The 16,592-nt window shown below is 64.2% G+C and carries 16 protein-coding genes; 4 read left to right on the forward strand and 12 right to left on the reverse strand.

The features are described 5' to 3' along the window. The first annotated feature begins 186 nt into the window (after positions 1-186). Together NKH63_RS22055 and NKH63_RS22060 are read left to right on the forward strand one after the other, a co-directional pair. A complete protein-coding gene (locus NKH63_RS22055) occupies positions 187-1,272 on the forward strand; it encodes a PLP-dependent cysteine synthase family protein (protein ID WP_352918727.1) in 1,086 nt (361 codons plus the stop codon). A gap of 25 nt (positions 1,273-1,297) precedes the next feature. Beyond that, complete coding sequence (locus NKH63_RS22060) at positions 1,298-2,785, forward strand: pyridoxal phosphate-dependent decarboxylase family protein (RefSeq protein WP_352481350.1); 1,488 nt, start codon at positions 1,298-1,300, stop codon at positions 2,783-2,785. Positions 2,786-2,812: 27 nt separating this feature from the next. Here the strand turns inward: NKH63_RS22060 and NKH63_RS22065 are convergent, their stop codons facing one another. The 9 genes from NKH63_RS22065 to NKH63_RS22105 all read right to left on the reverse strand — a co-directional run bounded on the left by NKH63_RS22065 (position 2,813) and on the right by NKH63_RS22105 (position 12,248). After that, the gene (locus tag NKH63_RS22065) at positions 2,813-4,453 is read right to left on the reverse strand and encodes an ABC transporter substrate-binding protein (RefSeq protein ID WP_023718789.1); all 1,641 of its coding nucleotides are present in this window, start codon (positions 4,451-4,453) and stop codon (positions 2,813-2,815) included. Positions 4,454-4,601: 148 nt separating this feature from the next. Further along, positions 4,602-5,609 (reverse strand): alpha/beta hydrolase, encoded by a 1,008-nt coding sequence (locus NKH63_RS22070; RefSeq protein ID WP_352918729.1) that lies wholly within the window; start codon positions 5,607-5,609, stop codon positions 4,602-4,604. A gap of 16 nt (positions 5,610-5,625) precedes the next feature. Next, complete coding sequence (locus NKH63_RS22075) at positions 5,626-6,303, reverse strand: isochorismatase family protein (protein ID WP_352481348.1); 678 nt, start codon at positions 6,301-6,303, stop codon at positions 5,626-5,628. Positions 6,304-6,323: 20 nt separating this feature from the next. Then, complete coding sequence (locus NKH63_RS22080) at positions 6,324-7,628, reverse strand: M24 family metallopeptidase (RefSeq protein ID WP_352918731.1); 1,305 nt, start codon at positions 7,626-7,628, stop codon at positions 6,324-6,326. 292 nt (positions 7,629-7,920) lie between these two features. Beyond that, complete coding sequence (locus NKH63_RS22085; protein WP_352481347.1) at positions 7,921-8,898, reverse strand: GlxA family transcriptional regulator; 978 nt, start codon at positions 8,896-8,898, stop codon at positions 7,921-7,923. Between the two features lie 162 nt (positions 8,899-9,060). After that, positions 9,061-10,242 carry a cystathionine gamma-synthase gene (locus tag NKH63_RS22090; protein ID WP_352481346.1) on the reverse strand — a complete coding sequence of 394 codons (1,182 nt, stop codon included), beginning with the start codon at positions 10,240-10,242 and terminating at the stop codon, positions 9,061-9,063. Then, positions 10,239-11,663, reverse strand: a complete 1,425-nt coding sequence (locus tag NKH63_RS22095) for a pyridoxal-phosphate dependent enzyme (protein WP_352481345.1) — start codon at positions 11,661-11,663, stop codon at positions 10,239-10,241. The genes NKH63_RS22090 and NKH63_RS22095 overlap by 4 nt, the downstream gene beginning before the upstream one ends. Positions 11,664-11,849: 186 nt before the next feature. After that, positions 11,850-12,059 carry a RidA family protein gene (locus NKH63_RS22100; protein WP_352918733.1) on the reverse strand — a complete coding sequence of 70 codons (210 nt, stop codon included), beginning with the start codon at positions 12,057-12,059 and terminating at the stop codon, positions 11,850-11,852. A gap of 21 nt (positions 12,060-12,080) precedes the next feature. Beyond that, positions 12,081-12,248 (reverse strand): hypothetical protein, encoded by a 168-nt coding sequence (locus tag NKH63_RS22105; RefSeq protein WP_352918735.1) that lies wholly within the window; start codon positions 12,246-12,248, stop codon positions 12,081-12,083. Between the two features lie 172 nt (positions 12,249-12,420). Between NKH63_RS22105 and NKH63_RS22110 the strand changes: the two genes are divergently transcribed. Beyond that, a complete protein-coding gene (locus tag NKH63_RS22110) occupies positions 12,421-12,750 on the forward strand; it encodes a hypothetical protein (protein WP_023718782.1) in 330 nt (109 codons plus the stop codon). Beyond that, positions 12,747-13,394: a cysteine hydrolase family protein gene (locus NKH63_RS22115; RefSeq protein ID WP_352918737.1), complete on the forward strand. Its 648-nt coding sequence runs from the start codon at positions 12,747-12,749 to the stop codon at positions 13,392-13,394. Before NKH63_RS22110 ends, NKH63_RS22115 begins: the two co-directional genes overlap by 4 nt. Before the next feature lie 111 nt (positions 13,395-13,505). Here NKH63_RS22115 and NKH63_RS22120 read toward each other — a convergent pair whose 3' ends face one another. From NKH63_RS22120 to NKH63_RS22130, 3 genes are all read right to left on the reverse strand, one after another. Next, positions 13,506-13,856, reverse strand: a complete 351-nt coding sequence (locus tag NKH63_RS22120) for a winged helix-turn-helix transcriptional regulator (RefSeq protein WP_352481342.1) — start codon at positions 13,854-13,856, stop codon at positions 13,506-13,508. A gap of 338 nt (positions 13,857-14,194) precedes the next feature. Then, positions 14,195-15,544, reverse strand: a complete 1,350-nt coding sequence (locus tag NKH63_RS22125; protein WP_352481341.1) for an FAD/NAD(P)-binding protein — start codon at positions 15,542-15,544, stop codon at positions 14,195-14,197. 61 nt (positions 15,545-15,605) lie between these two features. Beyond that, positions 15,606-16,058 (reverse strand): RrF2 family transcriptional regulator, encoded by a 453-nt coding sequence (locus NKH63_RS22130; RefSeq protein WP_352918739.1) that lies wholly within the window; start codon positions 16,056-16,058, stop codon positions 15,606-15,608. Positions 16,059-16,592 lie beyond the last annotated feature (534 nt).

The raw sequence follows: 16,592 nt of genomic DNA on the forward strand, positions 1-16,592 counted from the left end.
GCCTTTGTTTTATCACCAAACGCGACACGGTGCATCCGGCGGCGAATTTCCGCGCCGGATGCCGCCATGGCCACATTGCCGGGAGGCAAATGTAGCGCGGCAAGGTCTCGAAACCTCGCCGCCCAAGCCACCGGTCTGTAACCGGCCCGTGACGACAAGAGACAACGAGGAAGCGAGGAGATCGACATGTTGCATCAACAGAAAATCAGAACCACGGCCGGGCGCGGCCGCCTGTTCGACAGCATTCTCGACACGGTCGGCGATACGCCGGTGATCCGCATCAACAATCTCGGGCCGGATCATGCGACGATCTATGTGAAGGCCGAGTTCTTCAATCCCGCCGCCTCGGTGAAGGACCGGCTGGCGCTCAACATCATCGAGGAAGGCGAGCGCAGCGGCGCCCTGAAGCCGGGCCAGACCGTAGTCGAGGCGACCAGCGGCAACACCGGAATCGGCCTTGCCATGGTCTGCGCCCAGAAGGGTTATCCGCTGGTGGTGACGATGGCCGACAGTTTTTCCATCGAACGCCGCAAGCTGATGCGCATGCTGGGCGCCAAGGTGGTGCTGACGCCACGCGCCCAGAAGGGTTTTGGCATGTACAAGAAGGCGGTGGAGCTGGCCGAAGCCAATGGCTGGTTTTTGGCCCGCCAGTTCGAAACCAAGGCCAACGCCGCCATTCACGAGGCGACGACGGCGCGCGAGATCATCAACGATTTCGCCGGCTCGCGGCTCGACTGCTTCGTCACCGGCTATGGCACGGGCGGCACCGTCGTCGGCGTCGGGCGCGTGCTGCGGCAGGAGCGTCCGGAGACCCGGATCGTGCTCGCCGAACCGGCCAACGCGCAGCTGATCGGCAGCGGCAAGCCGCAGCAGCGCGGCGCCGGTGGCGCGCCTGCCGCCAGCCATCCGGCCTTCGAGCCGCATCCGATCCAGGGCTGGACGCCCGACTTCATTCCGGACGTGCTGCAAGAGGCGATCGACGCCAGCCTCTATGACGAGGTGGTGCCGATTGCCGGGCCCGAGGGCATGAAATGGGCCAAGGCGCTGGCGCAGAAGGAAGGGATTTTCACCGGCATCTCCGGCGGAGCGACCTTCGCTGTGGCGCGGCAGATCGCGGAAAAGGCGGCGCCCGGCTCGGTGATCCTGTGCATGCTGCCCGATACTGGCGAACGCTACATGACGACACCGCTGTTCGACGGCATCGAAGCCGAGATGGACGCCGAGGAGACTGCGCTTTCGCAGTCGACGCCCGGCTGCCAGTTTCCGGCGTGACGGCGGCACATCGGGAGCGGCCTGTATGGACACGAGGCCTGGATTGGCCATCACGGCCACCGAGGAAACGCTTGACCCCTCGAACTGGGCCGACGTGCAGGTCCTGTCGCATCGGATCGTCGACGATGCCGTCGCTTACCTGCGCGATGTCAGAGAGCGTCCGGTGTGGCAGGAGATGCCGGTTGATGTGAGGACTTTCTTCACGGCGCCGCTGCCGCGTTCGCCGGCTCCGCTGGCCGAAATCTACGGCGACGTCACAGGGAAGCTGATGCCCTATCCGATGGGCAACATCCATCCGCGCTTCTGGTCCTGGTATATGGGCTCTAGCAATTTCACCGGCGCGCTCGGCGACTTCCTGGCGGCGATCCAGGGCTCCAATCTCGGCGGCGGCAACCATGCCGCCGCGTTGATGGACAACCAGGTCGTCGACTGGTGCAAGGAAATGATGGGCTTTCCGCAATCGGCCAGCGGCACGCTGGTCAGCGGCGGCTCGATGGCCAACATCATCGGGCTGACCGTGGCGCGCAACGCCAAGGCGGGCATCGACATACGCGAGCACGGGGTTGCCGGCATCGACAAGCCACTGCGTTTCTATGGCTCCGACCAGCTTCACTCCTGCCATCGCAAGGCGATGGAGGCGCTCGGCCTCGGCAACCGGGCACTGCGTCGCATCCCGAGCGATGCGGGGCTGCGCATCGACATCGCTGCGTTGCGGGCGGCGATTGTCGAGGACCGTAACGCGGGCTTCAAGCCGGCCTGCGTGATCGGCACGGCCGGCACGGTGAACACCGGCGCGATCGACGATCTGCAAGCGCTGGCAGACCTGGCGTCACAAGAGGATCTGTGGTTCCATGTCGACGGGTGCATCGGCGCCCTGCTTGCGATTGCGCCGGACAATTCGCATCGCGTTGCCGGCATTGAACGCGCCCACTCAATCGCGCTCGATCCGCACAAATGGCTGCACGCGCCATTCGAGGTCGGCTGCGCGCTGATCAGGGATGCCTCCGCGCATCGCGGCACGTTCGCGGTGACGCCGGAATATCTGGAATCGACCCCGCGCGGACTCGCCTCCGGCCACTGGCTGCACGATTTCGGCTTGCAGACGTCACGCGGTTTCCGCGCGCTGAAGGTGTGGATGGCGCTGAGAGAGCACGGCATCGAAAAGTTCGGCCGGCTGATCGATCAGAACATTGCGCAGGGACATCATCTCAGCGCGCTGATCGAGGCGGAACCGGCTCTCGAACTGGTGGCACCGGTGAACATTAACATCGTTTGTTTTCGCCACCGCGGCGACGGGCAGACGGGAGAGAGGCAGAAGGCGCTCAACACCGAGATCATGCTGAGGCTGCAGGAAGAAGGCATCGCCGCCATTTCCGACACGACAGTGCATGGCCAGCATTGCCTCAGGGTGGCGATCAACAACCACCGCACCCGTCGCGACGATCTTGACCTGCTGATCCGGGAAACGGTGCGGCTCGGGCAGGAGATTTCAGCGACGGGCGCGACGGGCTAACGCCGGCCTTTCTTTCGAGCGGCGAGACTAGGCATCGAGCCAGACCTTCTCGAAATGCTGCTCGAGCGACTGGTGCTGCTCGCAGCCATGGACGCCCTTGCGGTAGGTGCGGTAAACCGAGCGCCAGTAGGGCTGGATGATAACGCCGGAATCGCGCAGATTCTGTTCGATCTTGGCCATGAGCTCCTTGCGGGCGCCGGGATCAGGCATCGCTAGGGCCTTGTCGAGCAGAGTGTCGAACTCCGGATTGGCATAGGCGCTCTCGTTCCACGCGGCGCCAGACTTATAAGCGAGCGCCAGCACCTGGACGCCGAGCGGCCGGCCGAGCCATTCCGTGCAGGAGAAGGGATATTTGCTCCAATCGTTCCAGAACGTCGCGGCCGGCAGCACAGTGCGCTTGATCTTCAGCCCGGCCTCGCGCATCTGCGCGGCGATGGCGTCGCCGGTGCTCTTCTGCCAGTCGACGTCGACCGAGATGAGTTCATATTCGTGGTCGGCCTTGCCGGCCTCGGCGAGCAGGGCCTTGGCTTGATCGGTGTTGCGGACGGCCGGGCCGATATCGGCATATTCGGGATGCATCGGCCCGACGTGATGGTTCTCGGCAGGCTTACCGCGATTGTCCATGCCGATCTTCAGCACGGCGGCGTTGTCGACCGCGAGCTGGGCGGCGCGGCGCACCTTGATGTCGTCATAGGGCGGATTGCCGATGTTGAAACGCGCGACGATGGTCGAGCCGGTGGCGATTTCCGAATTGCTCAGGCCCATGGAGTCGGTCTGCGCAACCGTGTCGGAGGCGGTTTCATGGTCGGTGTCGATCTCGCCCGATTCGAAGGCCGACAGCATGGCGTTGGGATCGGAGCCGTAGTCGACCCATTTGATGCCGTCGAGGTAGAAGTCGCCCTTCCACCATGGCTTGTCCTTACGGCGGACTTCGGCGCCGACCTCGGCGTCCCATGCGACGAGTTCGCAAGGCCCGGTAGTGATCGCCAATGCCTTCAGCGGATCGCCGTCGCCTTCATAGCTGCGGTGCATGATCAGCGCCGGATAGTCGGCCATGCCGGCGATCAGCGAAATGTCGGGCTTGGGCAGATTGAGCCGGACGATGAAATCGTCGACGCGCTCGATGCCGCCGTCGACGGCCTTCTTGGTATCGGCGTTGACCAGTGCGCCCATGCGCGCGGCGACCGAATTGCCGGCGACGGACGCATCGCACCAGCGCGTCAGATTGTGGATCACGTCGTCGGCGTTGAAGGTGTCGCCGTTCGACCAAGTGATGCCCTTGCGGACATGCAGCGTCAGCACGCGGGCGTCGTCGCTGGTTTCCCAGCTCTCGAGCAGCCATGGCTCGAAGGTGAAGTCGCGCTTCCAGCGCACCAGATATTCGTTGCACTGGCGGGCGACGTTGGACATCTCGACGCCGTCGAAAGTGCGCGGATCCTTCCAGCCCTTGACGTTCATGGCGACACGCAAGATGCCGCCGCGCTTCGGTTCCTCGGCCCTGGCCGGTGACGGCGCAAGCCCGCCCAGCGCCAGCGCGCCGGCAGCGCTGACGCCGAGCGCAGCCATGGTGGCGAGATATTCGCGCCGGTTCATCTGGCCTTTCTTGAAGCCATCGGCGACGGGCTCCGCCTGCGGATGCAATTTCCGGTCGGTCAGCATGAACTTCATCGTAAATCCTCCCTGTCGGGCCGGCGCATCGCGGATGCGGGCTCCTTACGTGGCGTGATGATAGGGCTGGCCTGACCGAAGCAGTGTTCGGGTTTCCGCAGTTGTTGTGCGCTGTTCCGCGACAGTGGAGATTGGAGGACGGTCCGCGTCACTCAGGCCAATCACCTCCGCCCAGCGCGGCTATTGCCGCGATTATGCGCTCAAACGCCTGGCCGGCGCGCGGTACGGTTTTGCGGGCGCGCAGGAAGCTGTGCACCAGCCGCGGCTCTTCGCGCCACCATGCCTTGCCGCCGGCGGCAAGGATGCGATCGCGATAGGCCTTGCCGTCAGCCGACAGCGGGTCGCATTCGGCAGTGATGACGACGGTCGGCGGCAGGCCAGAGAAGTCCGTATCGCCGAGCGGCGAAAATGTCGGGTCTTCCGGCGACTGCCCCTTCCCTGCCCGGATATGCCGATAGAATTCGACGTCGCGCAATGTCAGCAGTGGCGCCTCTGCGTGCTCGACATAGGAGCCGGCGCGCGCTTTGCCGTCCAGCTCGGGGCCGTCTAGCTCGTCACCGCCGAGCTCGGGATAAATCAGCACCTGGCCGATCGCATGGCGAGGATGGCGGCGTGTCGCCTGCGCCACTGCGGCAGCCAGGTTGCCTCCGGCGCTTTCGCCGCAGAGCACGATCGGCAGGCCGGTCGTCGCCGCAGCCCATTCGAATACGGCCAGCGCATCCTCGAAGGCCGCCGGATGCAGATGCTCGGGCGCCAGCCGGTAGTCTGCGGACAGAACGGGAAAGCCAGTGCCGGCGCAAATCTCGGCGCAGATGTCGTCATGGCTGTCGAGCCCGCCAAGGACGAAGCCGCCGCCGTGATAATAGACGACCATCGCTTGTGGCGCCGTGCCCGCCATCTGGTAACGCCGGACCGGGATCGCATGGTCAATGGCAGGAACCGCGCTGTCGCTGGCCTTGACACCGGACGGATAGGGCTCGCGGAACGCCCGGCACATGGCGTCATAGACCGCCCGCTGCCTGTCGATCGGCATGTAGACGATCTCGGGCGGATACGACTCATTGACCCGGTCGATATAGGCCCACAGCTCCGGATCGAGCAGCGTTTGGTATTTTCCGCGCTCTGTCGTTTCTGGTCGATCGGCCTCGGTGATCATCGCGGCGCGGTCCCGCTCAGAGCTCGGCGTAGAGGCGGGCGGCGTTTTCGTAGCTGAAGCGCAATGGCACCGAGCCCTCGACCTGCCAGGCTTCGACCGTCTCGCCGGCCAGCAGCCGACAGGCGCCGTCGGTGGTGGTGACGGCGCCGCCATAGAGCCGGTTGGCGAGATTGAGAATGGCCGTCTGATGCATCGCCGTGCTGCCGCTGCCGCAGGCATCCTTGACCAGCAGCACGCGAAACCCGAGCGCCACCGCGTCCTTTACGGTGGCATCGATGCAGGCCTCGGTCCAGACGCCGGCAACGACCAGCCACTCGACGCCATCGGCCTTCAGCCGCTCGGCGGCAGGCCCCGCGCGGAAGGCGCTGGCATCGGTCTTGACCAGCATCGTCTCGCCTGTCGCCGGGCCCACTTCCGGACAGATCGCCGTCAGTGGATCGTCCTTGTCGGAAAACGCCGACTTGCCGTTGGCCTCGACCGGGTGGAACGGCCGTGCCGTGGCGAGATCGACGATATAGGCCCAGTGGTACAGGGGCACATTGTTGGCCCGAGCCGCCTGCTGCAGCCGCTGGACGTTGGCGAGAATGTCGCCATAGCCTTCGACCAGATAGCGCTTGTCCCGCCGATGCTCCTCCTGGAGATCGATGAACACCGCCGCCGCCTTGCCGCGCTTGATCGAGATCGGGCTTTTCATGCAAAACTGCCTGTCAGCACTCAAACGTGCCTGTCAAGGAAATCGTCCTCATAGGGAAAGCGCGACAGGAGTTCGGTGCCGGTCTCGGTGATCAGGATCTCGTCCTCCAGCTTGACGCCCTCGCGGCCGCCCTTTTCGCCGATATAGCTTTCGACGCTGACCACCATGCCGGGCACGATGACACCGTCGCGGCCATAGGTCTCGTAATCCATGGCATGCGCGATGAACGGCGTCTCGCCATGCATGCCGACGCCGTGCATGACCGAGGTGTAGCGCTGGTCGACGAAGCGGTCCGGGATCCTCCAGGCCTTTTCGGCAATCTCGCGAAACGCCATGCCCGGCTTGACGACCCCGATGTTGTGCTGAACCTGATCGTGCGCCATGCGGTAGAGCGATCTCTGATAATCGGTCGGCTTGCCCGGGCCGCAGCGGAAGGTGCGCGAAAAGTCCGAATAATAGCCGTAGCAGCCGATCGTGTCGGTATCGAGCGCCAGAAGTTCGCCCGGCCTGATCTTGCGGCCGCTCGCCTCATTGAACCATGGGTTGGTGCGCTGGCCCGAGGTCAGCAAACGGGTTTCGATGAATTCGCCGCCCTGGCGGATCACCTCGCCATACATGATGGCGAACAACTCGTTTTCGGATACGCCGGGCTTGATCGCCTCGCGCACCGCATAGACCGCAGCCTCGGCGCCAGCCATCGACACCTGCAGGCATTTTACTTCCTCTGGCGTCTTGACCGCGCGCACCGCCAAAATCTCGCCCTGGCAATCCCGGACGTCGCAGCCGCGCTTTTCCAACGCCAGTGCCTGCAGATGGCTGCAGCGGTCGAGCCCGAGCTTCATCGAGCCGCCGCCATGCGCCTTGAGCAATTCGGCGATCTCATCGGCGAACGGGCCGGCTGTTTCGTCGTCACGGCCCGACACCGAAGACCAGACCAGCTTCGACGGCCGCGCCTCGTCGATCGTGTCGAGCACCATCGAGACATGGTAGCTCTGCGGATATTCGAACAACACGATCGGCCCTTCGGTCGGGATGAAGAAGTAGCGCGTCGAGTTGCGCAGGAAATAGCCGAACATGTTGCGCGAGCCGGTGGCGTAGCGCTGGTTGTAGGGGTCGAACAGCACGACGCCGCCATAGCCGGCCTCGCGCATCCACGCGCGCAGCTTGACCAGTCGCCCCTTGCGCAGCGCGTCGGCATTGATGAAGGACGGCTCGGTATCCGACAACCACATGCCGCCGGCCGGATCGGCCGCAGCCGGATGCCGCATGCGGTCCTTGAAGTCAACGTCCTCGGTGCTGTCGGGGTCGAAAACGACGATGCTCATGGGTGCCTCCTGGAAGCGAGACCATGGAGCAAAGGACGTGCGGGCGTTGTGCGGAAAACCGCAAATGTTGTGCTGGATGCCGTAGACAGGCTGGCCGGACAGCACCCCCCTCTGGCCTGCCGGCCATCTCCCCCTCAGGTGGGGAGATTGGACGTCACTTCAGCTTTCGCCAATCTCCAAAGTTGTCGAGTGAGCTTTGCTTGCGAAGCTACCAATCTCCCCCCTTGAGGGGGAGATGGCCGGCAGGCCAGAGGGGGGTGGGCGGGAACTCAGCGTGGAGCGATTAACGCCGCTAGTGCCTCCTCATCACCTTCGGCGCGTGGCCATGCTCCTCCCGGAACGCGCGGGCAAAGCTCGACATCGAGGCGAAGCCGCAGGCCAGCGCCACGTCGCGCACCATCAGCGTCGAATGCGCCAGCAGGTCGGCGGCGCGCTTGAGGCGCAGACGGCGGTAGTAGCCGTTGGGCGAGATGCTGAGTTCGGAGCGGAAATTGCGTTCGAGCTTATCGGAGGAGACGCCGAGCTTGTTGGCCAGTTCCGCCATGCCGAGCCGCTCTTCGACCGCATCCTCCATGATGGCGATGGCCGACAGCACCAGTTCGTTCTGCACGCCGGTCCGCAGCCTGAGCGGCATCAGCTTGCGGTCGACGCTGGAGCGCAGCGGGCTGTGCACGAACCATTCGGCGACGCCGGCCGCAAGCTCGGCGCCATAATCGTTGGTGATGATCTCCAGCATCATGTCGAGACTGCCGACGCCGCCGGCCGAGGTGAAGCGCTTGCGGTCGATGACATAGAGATCGCGCCTGAGCTCGATATCCGGAAACGCTTCGATGAAAGCCCCCTGGCTGGTCCAGTGCAAGGTGCAGGCATGGCCGTCGAGCAGGCCGGCCCGAGCCAGGAAGAAGGCGGCATCCGCCACCGCGCCGATATGGGCGCCGCCGCGCAGGCTCCTGCGGATCCAGCTCACCGCATCGTGCGCGACGAGATGATCGGCATCGCCGCCCGAGCAGACGACGACACGATCGACCTTCGGCGCGTCATGGGCGGCAAAGCCGGGCTGGATGACGACGCCATTAGAAGCCTCGACCGGGCCTTCGGTGGCGCCGACGATTATCCAGCGATAGCAGTTCCGCTTCGCCAGCACGTTGGCGGCGCGGAGCGGCTCGATCACCGAGCTGAACGCCATCATCGGAAAGCCAGGGAAGACCAGGACGGCGAAGGTGAGAGGGGCTTCGCTTGCCGTCGGTTGGTTGCGTTGTCGGTTGTTCATAGCTTCCGGAGCCGGGAGGATCGGGTCGCTACAATTCAGGCAGAATTGGCCTGGGTCAACGGAATAGCGTGCGGGGCGCGACACAGAACAATTGTCGCTTGTCGGTGATCCTTCACCCCCCTCTGTCCTGCCGACGTCTCGCAAGGTTTCTTGTTACCGGGCTCAACTCGCCAGCGCCTGATCCAGATCCGCAATCAGATCGTCGCCATCCTCGATGCCGGCCGACAAGCGCACCAGCGAATCGGATATCCCGATCTCCGCGCGTTTTTTCGCCGGGATCGAGCCGTGCGTCATCAGTGCGGGGTGCTCGATCAGGCTTTCGACGCCGCCGAGGCTTTCGGCCAGCGTGAACAGTTGCGTGTGCTCGAGGAAGCGCTTGGTGCCGGCGAGGTCGCGGTCGAGCTCGATGGTGATCATGCCGCCGAAGGCGTGCATCTGCCGCCTGGCGATGGCGTGCTGCGGATGGCTGGGCAGGCCGGGATAGATAACACGGCGGATGTCGGGGCGGCTTTCCAGCCAGTGCGCGATCTTCTGGCCGTTCGACGAATGACGCTCCATCCTCAGCGCCAGCGTCTTCAGGCCGCGCAGCGCCAGGAAACTGTCGAATGGCCCGGAAATGGCGCCGATGGCGTTCTGCAGGAACTTCAGCCGATCGGCGAGATCCTTGTTGTCGCCGACCACGGCGACGCCGCCGACCATGTCGGAATGGCCGTTGAGGTATTTCGTCGTCGAGTGAACAACGATATCGATGCCGAGCTCCAGCGGCCGCTGCAGATAGGGGCTGCAGAAAGTGTTGTCGGCGACCGACAGCACGCCTTTGCGCCTGGCCAATGCCGCGACGCCTTCGAGATCGACGACACGCAGCAGTGGATTGGTCGGCGTCTCGACCCAGAGCAGCTTGGTTTCCGGGCGGATCGCCGCTTCGACCGCGGCAAGATCAGTGAAGTCAACGAAGTCGACCTGGAGGTTGGCCGAGCGCTTGCGCACCCGCTCAAGCAGCCGAAACGTGCCGCCATAGATGTCGTCGGTGGCGACGATGTGGGCGCCGGAATCGAGCAGTTCGAAAATAGTGGCGATCGCCGCCAGCCCCGAAGCGAAGGCGAAGGCGGCTGTGCCGCTTTCGAGGTCGGCCACAGCGCGCTCGAAGGCAAAGCGGGTCGGGTTCTGGCTGCGGGCATATTCAAAACCCTTGTGCACGCCCGGGCTCTGCTGGCCATAGGTCGAGGTCGCGTAGATCGGCACCATCACCGCGCCCGTCGTCGGGTCGTGGCTCTGGCCGCCATGGATGGTGCGCGTCGAGAAGGCGAGGCGGTTCCTGCCCGATACGGTGGCTTTGACGGTCATCGGGCGCGCCTCAGATGGTTGATCAGGTCGATACGGGTTATCAGGCCAATGAATTCGTCGCCATCGAAGACGATAGCGACCTCGTTGCGGTCGAACACCGGCAGCAGCGCATCCAGCGTCTGGCTGGCCTGCAGCGTGTGCAGGGTAGAGGTCATGGCCGTACTGACCGGGGCCTTGAAGCGGTCCCAGCGGCTGTCATAGGGGCCTTCGACCTTGGCCAGGATATCGCTTTCGTCGATGATGCCGACGAGCTTGCCCTCGTCCAGCACCGGCAGCTGCGAAACATCCGAGCGGCGCATGCGGCCATAGGCGTTGAGCAGGCTTTCGTCGGGGCCGACATACACGGTGTCGCCGGTGCGATGCGAGCGCATCACCAGATCGCGCAAATCGCCATGCTGCTCCTGCTCGGCAAGGCCCTGTTCGGCCAACCAGAAGTCGTCGAACACTTTCGACAGATACTTGTTGCCGCTGTCGCAGACGAAGGTGACGACGCGCTTCGGCACGGTCTGCTCGCGGCAATAGCGGAGCGCCGTCGAAAGCAGCGTGCCGGAAGACGAGCCGGCGAGGATGCCTTCCTTCGAAAGCAGGTCGCGCACCGCCAGCATGCTCTGCTTGTCGGGGATGGAATAGGCCTTCCTGACCAGCGACAGATCGGCATTGGGCGGGACGAAATCCTCGCCGATGCCTTCGACGGTCCAGCTTCCGGCCTCTACCATCTTGCCGGTCTTGATCAAAGGCGCCAGCACCGAGCCGACCGGATCGGCCAAAATCATCTCGGTCTTCGGCGAGACTTTCGCGAAATAGCGGCCGAGCCCGGTCAGCGTGCCGCCGGAGCCGACACCGACGACAACCGCGTCGACGTCGCCTTCGAGCTGTTGGAAGATTTCCGGTCCGGTCGTGGTTTCATGAGCCAGCGGATTAGCCGGGTTGGCGAACTGGTTGGCATAGAAGGCGCCGGGCAGCTCGACGGCGATCTTTTCGGCCATGTCCTGGTAATATTCGGCATGGCCCTTGCCGACATCGGAGCGCGTCATGCGCACTTCGGCGCCGAGCGCGCGCAAATGCTGGATTTTTTCGCGGGACATCTTGTCGGGAACGACGAGGATGATGCGGTAGCCCTTGGGGATGCCGACCTGGGCGAGGCCGAGACCGGTGTTGCCGGCGGTCGCCTCGACGATGGTGCCGCCGGGCTTCAGTCTGCCCTGTTTTTCGGCGGCGGCAATCATCGACAGCGCGATGCGGTCCTTGATCGAGCCGCCGGGATTCTGGCTTTCGAGCTTGATGAACAGCCGGCACTTGCCGATGTCGAATTTGGTCAGCTCGACGACCGGGGTCTGCCCGATCAGGTCGAGAACCGAGGCATAGGGCGGGCGCAGGCGGGACGATGCATCGTCCGGTGCTACGATCTTGTGCTTGCTCATGTCAGATGCTCCGTTGCCAGAATGAGCAACCGCCCTGGAAGACGGCAACCTACCGTCTTTTCCAGCCGTTTGCAGTTGGAAAGAAGATAGATCGTGCCAATCCGGCCGCCAGCAGGGGAATGGAATTTCGCGAAAGCTTCGCCGGCCTCCAGGCAGGGCAAAAGATTTGCAGAACCTGTTTAGGACTCAGGCGATCGCCGCCTGGGCTTCGATCTCGATCAGAAAATCCGGATTGCCGAGCCCGGCGACGCGCAGCACTTTGATGATCGGCGGCGCGCCACGATTTGCCCCGAAGGCGATCCAGGCGCCGAATGCCGGCCCTATGTCCAGGTCGCCGGCGATATGGACCGAGAGGCTGACAAGGTCTTCAGGCTTTGCCCCACCGGCTTCGAGCACCTTTGCCAGGTTGGCAAGCGCCTAAGCGGTCTGCGCAGCGAGATCGTCCCTGGCGACGATCCGGCCTTGCGCGTCGACCCCATGCTGGCCGCCGACCAGCACGATGCGCGCGGATGCCGGCAGCGACACGCCTTGCGAATAGGCCGGGTTGCTGTGCATGCCCTCGGGGTTCAGCCTTTCGATGGTCACTGCGCTTTTCCTCCTCAGCGAAAACTATACCGCGGCCGCCTGGCCGTCCGTAGGGTCGCACGGCACAGAACGGCAATCGTGCGGCCGTTTCAACGCACCATCTCGTTCGTTGCCGCCGCTGATTCCGCCATGCTACCCGGCGCTGGTCGAACAGCAATGCAAGGAATGGCCGATGAAGATTCTTGCCTATGACAATTTCAAGCCCGGCGTCACGCTCGACGACCTGCGGCCTTATTTGCGCGACGAAGTGTCGAACGTCTGGCGGCTCTGGAAGGCGGGGATCGTGCGCGAGAATTATGCGCGCGGCGATATTGGCGGCGTCATCATCGTCTTCGAGCTCGACAGCGTCGCGGAAGCGCGGCGCTATACCGAGGACTTCCCGCTGTCCAAGGCCGGGCTGCTGGAATGGCACTTCATCGCCTTCGACGCGCCATTGCCGCTGGAATTCCTGTTCGACCCGACCGTCGACATCGCCAAGCCGTGGGACCGGACGGCGGCATGATCCGGTCGCGCGACGGGATCGAAATCCCGGCCAGCCTGGCTGAGTGGTGCGATCCGCGCCGCACGGCGCTGGTGGTCTACGACATGCAGGTCGGCATCTGCCGCCAGGTGGCCGGCGCCGCCACCATCGTCGAGCGCACCGGCACGGTGCTGGAAGCGGCGCGCGTGGCCGGAATGCGGGTGGCGTTCACGCGCCATCTGTCGCTGCCGCGCAAATGGATGGGCGCGACGCAGCTGCGCACCGCCATGGCCTGGCAGCGGCGCGACAGCCCCGACACAGTTAAGCCGTGGTTCCCGCGCGACGCCGAAGCGACGCGGATCGTGCCCGAGCTGGAACCCCGCGATGACGAGGCGGTGTTCGACAAGCTCACGATGTCGGCCTTCGATTCCACCGCGCTCGGCTTTGCCTTGCGCGATTGCGGCGTGCGCACGATAGCGCTCGCAGGCATCGCCATGGAGATCGGCATCGAGCCAACCGTTCGCCAGGCGACCGACAATGGCTTTGTCGCCGTGGTCATCGAGGATGCCTGTGGCTTCGGCAACCGCGAGGCGCGCGACCGCTCGATGGCGACGCTACGCTTCCTCGGCGAAGCCGTTGTCACCGATGTCGCCAGCTTCTGCAGCGCGCTTGCCGGACCGGGTTGAGGACAGTCGGCTTGCTAGAGCGATCCACCCTTTCACGCAAACGTCGAACCGCTCCATCGCTTTGTCTCGCAATTGCGGACAGAAAACCGCTCCGCGCTTCCCGGAATTGATCTAGGTGGCTGCGCTATCGGTGCGAAAACGCACGCCCTCGGCGCGGCCATGCACGCTTCCCCAGTCGTAGAGCGCCTGGAGCGCGGCGGCGAGATCTTCACCGCGCCCGGTCAAGGCGTAGCGCCCCTTGCCGTCGGGCGACATCTCGAGCGTGACGAAGCCGATCTCGACAAGCTCGGCCAGGCGCTGCGTCAGCATCTTGTCCGAGAGCGAGGGGATCAGCCGGCGCAGGTCGGAATAGCGCATCGGCTGTTCCTTGACGTGCGCCAGGATCACCGTCTTCCATTTGCCGCCGAGCGCGTCGAGCGCGAACTCGACCGGGCAGCCGTAGAGTCTTCCGCGTTGGGTCATGCGCCATGGTAGGCAAGGCATGGTGACGACGGAAGCAGAATTCGCCCGGTCATCTGGCCAGGGGTCGCGGCTCACGGCCTCGCCGGCCACAAAATCCAGGGAGGAGAACGAAGATGAGCGTACGCGACGCCAATCCGGTCAACGCGCAACAGCCGAAACGTGTGGCGATCGTCATCGCCAACCCGGCTGTCTCGACCACCACGGGCTGGCCGGTCGGCTTCTGGCGGAGCTAGCTCCCGCACCCCTGGTTCGCCTTCACCGCGAGGTTATGCGGTCGAGATCTTTTCACCCAACGGCGGCGGTCTTGCATCCGAAATTGCGTCAAGACAAAGGGGGCCTTATCCGAGCAATCGCTTGCTTAGCCGCGCACACTGCACGCGAATATCGGGAATGGCGTCGATCTCGAAGAAGGTGCCGCGCGTCAGCGGCCCGACCGCCAAAATCTTGGCCGATACTGTGCCATCGCCGGCGATGACCTCGCAGTCCGCGGTCACATCGAGGCCGAGCCGCAGCGGATCCGGCCGTGCCAGCCCACGGTCGACCAGCGACCGCACCACGCTGTTCGAGGTGGTCGAGATATCCCTGGCGATGCCGGTGCAATCATAGATGCGGGCGACATCGAACCTTTCGAGGCGCTGCGTGTGGCGGGACTGGACCTCTACGGTGTAGCCTGCGGCGATGTCGACGATGCGGCCGGCGACAAGCCGGATGCGGCCGGCCTGCACCGCCTCCGTAACGCGGGCGTAGACTTGCGGCGCCATGCGATGGCGGTGGATGTCCCACCACGCCTTGGTGTGCTCGACAAAGCGGCGCTTGGCCGAGGACGGCCAGTTCTGCCAGATCTTCTGGTTGAAGGGCCTCAGACCGTCGACGACGTCGCGCCAGTCGATGCCGGCCTTCTGGTTTTCCCGGATCAGGTCGCGGAACCAGCCGACGAAATAGGAAAGCTGGGTGCCGAGCGGGATATCGGCAACGTCGAGCTTGATGGGATTGCCCTTGCGATGCGGCGAAGGCAGCAGGCCGCGCCGCGACACCGCGACGATCGCGCCGCGATGACCGCGCTGCTCGAGCGACAGAAAGGCATCGACCATGCTCAACCCCGTGCCCAGCACCAGGACTCGGGCTTCGGGGTCGAGCGCGCTGTCGGCCTCGGATCCCATCCTGATCGCGTGGCCCTGCCCCGCCCCCGGCTCCTCGTCATGGCCGGTCGCCAGCACGGCAAGATGCGCAACCACGCTGGTGCCGTTGGCCAGCGCCACCTCGACGCCGGACGCGGTCGGCGAGATCGACAGGCTCTCCTCGCGGATCAGGCGCAGCCGGCCCGTCTGCTGCTCACGCGCCTCGAGTTCGTCGAGCAGCTCCTTGAGATAGCGGGCGTAGACGCTGCGCGGCGCATAGACCGGTGCCTGTTCCGGCGTTGCCAGGCCGCGTTCAAGTAGCCAGCGCGAGAAATTGCCGGGATCGTCGGCATAGGCGCTCATGCCCAACGCGCTGACATTCAGCACATGGGCTGAGAGCAGCGTTGAATAGGCCATGCCTTGCCCAAAATGCGGGCGTTTTTCGACCAGGCTGACGCGGAGATCGGGATTGGGCGACTTCAGCAGATGCGCGGCAAGCACGACGCCGCTGGCGCCGCCACCGACAATGATGATCGAAGTTGGAATGATCGAATTTGCGCGTCCGGTCATGCGCGCACCAATTGTCTTGGGAGCCATTGGTTCCGGAATTCTCGGGTCAGGCTTTGTTGATTCAGGCCTGGATTTTCAACGGCACCGAAAGGTCTTCGTCGCCGGCGATGTCGCGCATCTCGGCGAGGCTGCGCTGGTCCAGCACCTCGGCGGTGGCCTGCCGGACCTCCAGCATCAGATGTCGGACTTGGCATGTCGCCTCGTTGCAATCTTCGCAGCGCTGATACTGGGTGCGGCTGGCGCAAGGAATGGGGGCAAGTGGCCCGTCGAGCACGCGCACGACGTGCCCGACCTTGATCTCGTCCGCTGGGCGCGCCAGGCGATAACCGCCCTCCTTGCCCTTGCGGCTCTGGACGAAACCGGCATTGCGCAATTCGCCAAGGATGGCATCGAGGAACTTTTTCGGAATATTGTTTGCGCGGGCGATGTCGTTGACGAAGGCGAGCTGTCCAACCGGCAGGCGCGCCAGATGAACGAGCGCCTTGAGGCCGTACTTACCTTTTTTCGTGAGCATAACCCGAACGTTTCTCTGTCATGCGATGACCCAAGGCCATCGGTTGCGAAACGCCTGGCGTGCCTCCCCGCCGCGTCCAAGCTGTCACTACAGATAAATTCTAGTGACATGATATACAAGCCAAGAAACGTTGATTTTGTTTCGTTTTCAAGCCGCAATGGCCATTTTGGCCGGGGCTTGTGCCCCTACGAGCACAGGAGCCGCCGCCAATGGGACACCGGCAAACTGGCCGGCGACAGGAATGTCCCGACCGGCCGACAGCAGCTTCTGTCCCTGAATTTGAAGGCCAAAGCATGCCGCGCGCGGCAACAAGGAGGGTGGCGTCGCTCATCGTCCTCTCCAATCCTTCAATGTCCATAAGAATACTAGACTTAACCCCGAGCACAGGAAATTCACTTTCAATTGTTCGGCCGTTCGCAGCATGGATTTGCCGGTGACCGGGCCAAAACGGAAAATTCTTGTTTGCGGCTGATGGCGCAATCACCGGTCGCTCCAACGGACAGCGAAGCCAGAGGTGAGGTGGAGCCAAGAAGG

It is taken from the genome of Mesorhizobium sp. M0960 (genome assembly GCF_040319055.1).
In the GTDB taxonomy this organism is placed as follows: Bacteria; Pseudomonadota; Alphaproteobacteria; order Rhizobiales; family Rhizobiaceae; genus Mesorhizobium.

Excerpts from the sequence above, each read along its gene's own strand:
- NKH63_RS22055 (WP_352918727.1), top strand. The coding sequence starts at position 187 with ATGTTGCATCAACAGAAAATCAGAACCACGGCCGGGCGCGGCCGCCTG.
- NKH63_RS22060 (WP_352481350.1), top strand. The coding sequence starts at position 1,298 with ATGGACACGAGGCCTGGATTGGCCATCACGGCCACCGAGGAAACGCTT.
- NKH63_RS22065 (WP_023718789.1), bottom strand. The coding sequence starts at position 4,453 with ATGAAGTTCATGCTGACCGACCGGAAATTGCATCCGCAGGCGGAGCCC.
- NKH63_RS22070 (WP_352918729.1), bottom strand. The coding sequence starts at position 5,609 with ATGATCACCGAGGCCGATCGACCAGAAACGACAGAGCGCGGAAAATAC.
- NKH63_RS22075 (WP_352481348.1), bottom strand. The coding sequence starts at position 6,303 with ATGAAAAGCCCGATCTCGATCAAGCGCGGCAAGGCGGCGGCGGTGTTC.
- NKH63_RS22080 (WP_352918731.1), bottom strand. The coding sequence starts at position 7,628 with ATGAGCATCGTCGTTTTCGACCCCGACAGCACCGAGGACGTTGACTTC.
- NKH63_RS22085 (WP_352481347.1), bottom strand. The coding sequence starts at position 8,898 with ATGAACAACCGACAACGCAACCAACCGACGGCAAGCGAAGCCCCTCTC.
- NKH63_RS22090 (WP_352481346.1), bottom strand. The coding sequence starts at position 10,242 with ATGACCGTCAAAGCCACCGTATCGGGCAGGAACCGCCTCGCCTTCTCG.
- NKH63_RS22095 (WP_352481345.1), bottom strand. The coding sequence starts at position 11,663 with ATGAGCAAGCACAAGATCGTAGCACCGGACGATGCATCGTCCCGCCTG.
- NKH63_RS22110 (WP_023718782.1), top strand. The coding sequence starts at position 12,421 with ATGAAGATTCTTGCCTATGACAATTTCAAGCCCGGCGTCACGCTCGAC.
- NKH63_RS22115 (WP_352918737.1), top strand. The coding sequence starts at position 12,747 with ATGATCCGGTCGCGCGACGGGATCGAAATCCCGGCCAGCCTGGCTGAG.
- NKH63_RS22120 (WP_352481342.1), bottom strand. The coding sequence starts at position 13,856 with ATGACCCAACGCGGAAGACTCTACGGCTGCCCGGTCGAGTTCGCGCTC.
- NKH63_RS22125 (WP_352481341.1), bottom strand. The coding sequence starts at position 15,544 with ATGACCGGACGCGCAAATTCGATCATTCCAACTTCGATCATCATTGTC.
- NKH63_RS22130 (WP_352918739.1), bottom strand. The coding sequence starts at position 16,058 with ATGCTCACGAAAAAAGGTAAGTACGGCCTCAAGGCGCTCGTTCATCTG.